This is a genomic window from Herbaspirillum sp. B65 (assembly GCF_000333555.1).
GTDB lineage: Bacteria > Pseudomonadota > Gammaproteobacteria > Burkholderiales > Burkholderiaceae_D > Herbaspirillum > Herbaspirillum rubrisubalbicans.
This window is the reverse complement of record NZ_BADI01000020.1, coordinates 1-1,723: the sequence shown is the minus strand read 5'-3', so window position 1 is coordinate 1,723 and position 1,723 is coordinate 1. Positions and strand designations below refer to the sequence as shown.

At 58.4% G+C, this 1,723-nt stretch carries 1 protein-coding gene and 1 pseudogene; both read right to left on the bottom strand.

Features of this window, described 5'->3' with window-relative positions; genetic code table 11:
• Nucleotides 1-340: 340 nt before the first annotated feature.
• The gene (leuB, locus tag I5W_RS00405; protein ID WP_044527770.1) at nucleotides 341-1,411 is read right to left on the bottom strand and encodes a 3-isopropylmalate dehydrogenase; all 1,071 of its coding nucleotides are present in this window, start codon (nucleotides 1,409-1,411) and stop codon (nucleotides 341-343) included.
• 92 nt (nucleotides 1,412-1,503) lie between these two features.
• Nucleotides 1,504-1,723, bottom strand: a pseudogene (locus I5W_RS00400) (hypothetical protein); the annotation flags it as partial.

The window sequence follows — 1,723 nt, the reverse complement described above, 5'->3', positions numbered from 1 at the left end:
CGCACACGCCCACGCGTCTGCTGGACTGGGTCATTTCGGTAGGTCTAGAAGATATTCTCTCAGTTTCAGAAACTCCTTAAAAAAACCGAGGTATTGATTTGTGAGATGGAAGTGGACCAGACGGTTTTTCGCCCGAACTTTGATTTCATGAAAGCCTTGCTGCGGCCCTCTAGACGGGGATTCCTCATTCCATTTGATGTTTCTTGCGACTGCAAGATTCATTCCTGTCGCAGCTAGGAACATCAATCAGATTGAACACAATTGCGCCGGACCATCCGGCATTTCAAGCATCCCGCCGCACCCGGTGCGGGCCGGCGGGACGGTTTGACCCTATTGAAGCTTAAGCAAGAGCCTTGACCACGGCTTCACCCATCTGCTGGGTATTGACCTTGGTGCAGCCTTCTTCATAAATATCGGCGGTGCGCAGACCTTGCGCAAGCACTTTCTTCACCGCATTCTCGATGCGGTCGGCCTGCTCGGCACGGTTCAAGGAGAAGCGCAGCATCATCGCCGCCGACAGGATGGTCGCCAGCGGATTGGCGATGCCCTTGCCGGCGATATCCGGGGCCGAACCGTGTGAAGGTTCATACAGACCCTTGTTGTTGGCATCCAACGAAGCCGAGGGCAACATGCCGATGGAACCGGTCAGCATGGCGGCGGCGTCCGAGAGGATGTCGCCGAACATGTTGCCGGTGACGATGACGTCGAAGTTCTTCGGTGCCTTCACCAGTTGCATGGCGGCGTTGTCCACGTACATGTGCGACAGTTCGACCTCTGGATATTCCTTGCCCACTTCGGTGACGATATCCTTCCAGAACTGGAAGGTTTCCAGCACGTTGGCCTTGTCCACGCTGCACAGGCGCTTGCCGCGCTTGGCCGCAGCCTGGAAGGCGACATGGGCGATGCGGCGGATTTCCGGTTCCGAATAACGCATGGTATCAAACCCTTCGCGTGCGCCCTTGAAAGGACCGTCCGGCGCTTCACGCATCCCGCGCGGCTGGCCGAAATAGATGTCGCCGTTCAGTTCGCGCACGATCAGGATGTCCAGGTTGGCCACCAGCTCGGGCTTCAAGGACGAAGCACCGGTCAGTTCCGGGTAGCAGATCGCCGGGCGGAAATTGGCGAACAATTGCAGGTGCTTGCGCAGGCCCAGGATGGCTTGCTCGGGGCGCAGGGCGCGTTCCAGCTTGTCGTACTTCCAGTCGCCCACGGCACCGAAGAGAATGGCATCGGCTTCCTTGGCCAGCTTCAGGGTGCCGTCCGGCAGCGGATGGCCGTGGGCCTCATAGCCGGCGCCGCCGACCGGGGCGGTTTCCATCTCGAACTTTTCATCCAGGGCGTTGAGCACGCGCACGGCTTCATCGACGATCTCGGGACCGATGCCGTCACCCGGCAGGATAGCAATCTTCATGGCTTCTCTTTCTCAGTGTTTCCAGCGTTCTTGGAATAGTAACGACAAGGGCGGCCACTTGACCGCCCTTTGCTGTTGTGTCAACGATCGCTTCAGATCGTGTTGCTCAGCCAGGGCTGTTCGTGCAGGTGTTTCTCTTCGTAGGCACGAATGGTGTCGGCTTTGCGTAGGGTCAGGCCAATGTCGTCGAAACCGTTCAACAGGCAGTACTTGCGGAACTCGCTGATGTCGAACGGATAGACTTGGCTGCCATTGGTGGTGCTGACGGAAGCTTCAGTCCGACCGCTTCCATCACCAGGCCGGCCACGCGCG

Excerpts from the sequence above, each read along its gene's own strand:
- leuB (WP_044527770.1), bottom strand. The coding sequence starts at position 1,411 with ATGAAGATTGCTATCCTGCCGGGTGACGGCATCGGTCCCGAGATCGTC.